The sequence below is a fragment of the Streptomyces sp. NPDC050743 genome, from assembly GCF_044456925.1.
Taxonomy (GTDB): Bacteria; Actinomycetota; Actinomycetes; order Streptomycetales; family Streptomycetaceae; genus Streptomyces.
This window is the reverse complement of record NZ_JBITGJ010000108.1, coordinates 19,950-22,324: the sequence shown is the minus strand read 5'-3', so window position 1 is coordinate 22,324 and position 2,375 is coordinate 19,950. Positions and strand designations below refer to the sequence as shown.

Genomic DNA, 2,375 nt, shown 5'->3' with positions numbered 1-2,375 from the left:
CGAACCCGCTCCGGGTAGCTCCCACCAGCAACATGATCACTCGGCACGAGACAGGCACTCTACCCGATCAAGATCATCTAATCGAACGACGTTGGGGCAAGGCCAGCCGGAACTCAGAAAACTACCTGTAGACCCCGCTGGGTATCAGACGCGAGAAACTGGGACTCACCGAACTGGCGACGTACATATGTACACCGACAGGTAGAGCGGGGTCCGGGTTGTAGACCGGAACGGACTGATAATAGACCCTCTCGCCCGCATTGAGTCGCCTCTCTATCTCGTTCTCAACCGACCGCATGAGCGTCTGGTTGGCGAACACGGTCGTCGGCACTATGTTTTCGGCCCGCGAACTGCCACCGAACTCGCGGGCGATCAGGTGCGCCCGGTTCCATTCATCGCCGTCCTTCTGCAGGTTCCAACCGGCAGGATCCTGAGGCTCGCGCTCATCCCGTGTGGCGGGAGCCGCCGGATTCAGGCAAGCGAAACCTCCGGTTGCACGCCCCAGAAAGTCCGGTGAAGAATTTCCAGACCTGGCTCGGCGCGTCCGAGCTGTTGAGACAGTCTCGCCCGTTCTGTTGAGCGTTGTCGATGTACTGCCGTTGCGGTGTCTTCACCGCGTTCTCTTCCGCATAGTCCTCGGCAGCACCCAGGAGGACCTTGAGCAGCAACTGGACCGCCCCGCCGGTGACGGATCCTCCGCCGACCCTGGGCGGCGCCTTCATACCTCCGCCGGCAGCACCCGCGTGCGGGACGGGCTTCAGCCCGTAGGGGTTGCCGAACTCGGTCTCACTGAGCGGAACGTTGTCGAGTGAGCACTGGAAGACCTTCTGACAAGCGGAGTCGCAGGCATCCGGAATCGCGGATTCTTCCGCCTTGATCATCGGGGTTTCGCGGTAAGTACCACCGCACATTCCCGTGATGTCACAGCTGGTATGCCCGTCGATCTCGACGAAGCTTGTCGGGTTGCCGCCGCCGAAGGCGTACCGGTTTCCCGTGAACGGGTCGACTCCCAGACTCATGTCGGCCAGAGCGCCGTTGTACATGTCCCGGCTGGTGAAGCGGTTCAGGCCCGGGTTGTAGTCGCGGAAGCCCATGTCGTACGTGCCGGACTGGGCGTCCCAGCGCTTGGCGTTGAACCGGTAGGGGTTGTACGCCTCCTTCGTCGGATCGGCCGCGTCCGGCTTATCGATGCCGGTGAACTCGGACGAATCGTCGTCGCCGTAGGCGGTGTACCCGTACGTGGACTTGGTGTCGCCGTCCTTGTTCGTGAGGGTTTCGACGTCGGAGTGGCTGTTGTAGCCGTAGTAGCCGTCCTCCGTCGAGCCGTCGCTGTTGTGCTTGACCTGCGACAGGCGCTCGCCCCACGGGCTGTACTGGTACGACTTGGTGAGCGTGCCGGCGACCTTCTCGTCCAGGACCTCGACCGTCGATCGCCCCCGGGAATCCCGGGGGCGATCGTTGTTCACATGTGGCTGGGACTCAGCGGCCTGTCAGTCGATGCAGTCGCTCAGGCCCAGCACCTGCGGGTAGTCGCTGGGGAAGTTCCTGGGCATGCCCGGCACGTCGATGGTGCGCCCGTACCACGCCGGCCCGGGACTCGACGGCAGCGACCGGGAACTCCGACCAGTCGCCGTTGACTCACGGACGACCACCGGCCATGCGTCCGGGTCCGCGGGGCTCGTCCTCCAGTAGAAGGAGTCCCCCGAATTCGACCTTCAGCATGTCGCACCCCGTCGAGCCGCCCGTATGTCTACCACGCCTTCAGCTCTTCCACCATGCCGGCCAGCTTCTGATGGGCCGGGTTTTCCCGGAAGGTCGGATAACGCTCGTCAATGAATTCCAGCACCTTACTGGAGAACCTGTAGGCGGCGGCAAGGAATTCGGCGACCGTGCAGTGTCCGGTCACCGGATCCCATGACCTCGTCACGGTTACCAATTCACCATCGGGGGTGAAATGGATCAGCATATCGTTCTCCGTGAAGCTGATGCGTCCAGGGTTCCCCTGCCGAAGGTCACGGGCCGCCAGAACCAGGCAGAAAACGAAGTCCAGGGCCGGAGACCCGGGGATCGACTGCTTTCCGAATTCGTCCGTCGTGATGAAAATCTTCGTTCTGAAGTACTCGTAACGCAGGTCCATCTCACTGGCCCGCACCAACTCGGCGAGCTGCTTCTCGCTGGGCTCCCGAATGGAGTCCGGTACAAAGGCAATGTCGAACATTACGCTCCAAGATATGAATTCGAGGATGCCGGGGTCCTGCGCGGCCGGGGGGGGGGGGGGCCCCCCCCCCCCCCGGGGGGGGCCGCCCCCCCCCCCCCCCCGGCCCCCCCCCCGCCCCCCCCGGGGGGGGGGCGGGGCCCCCCCCCGGGGGTGGGGA

General features: G+C 64.0%; 2 protein-coding genes and 1 pseudogene. All 3 read right to left on the bottom strand.

What is annotated here, in order from left to right; all coding sequences use genetic code 11:
* Positions 1 to 121 precede the first annotated feature (121 nt).
* The 3 genes and pseudogenes from ACIBJF_RS44885 to ACIBJF_RS44875 all read right to left on the bottom strand — a co-directional run bounded on the left by ACIBJF_RS44885 (position 122) and on the right by ACIBJF_RS44875 (position 2,218).
* Positions 122 to 475, bottom strand: a complete 354-nt coding sequence (locus tag ACIBJF_RS44885) for a DNA/RNA non-specific endonuclease (RefSeq protein ID WP_399183141.1) — start codon at positions 473 to 475, stop codon at positions 122 to 124.
* Between the two features lie 454 nt (positions 476 to 929).
* A pseudogene (locus ACIBJF_RS44880) lies at positions 930 to 1,421 on the bottom strand (RHS repeat-associated core domain-containing protein); the annotation flags it as partial.
* A gap of 329 nt (positions 1,422 to 1,750) precedes the next feature.
* Positions 1,751 to 2,218 carry a hypothetical protein gene (locus tag ACIBJF_RS44875; protein WP_399183135.1) on the bottom strand — a complete coding sequence of 156 codons (468 nt, stop codon included), beginning with the start codon at positions 2,216 to 2,218 and terminating at the stop codon, positions 1,751 to 1,753.
* Positions 2,219 to 2,375: the final 157 nt, after the last annotated feature.

Bases quoted from the DNA above. Each gene is read 5' to 3' on its own strand.
- ACIBJF_RS44875 (WP_399183135.1), bottom strand. From the start codon at position 2,218: ATGTTCGACATTGCCTTTGTACCGGACTCCATTCGGGAGCCCAGCGAG.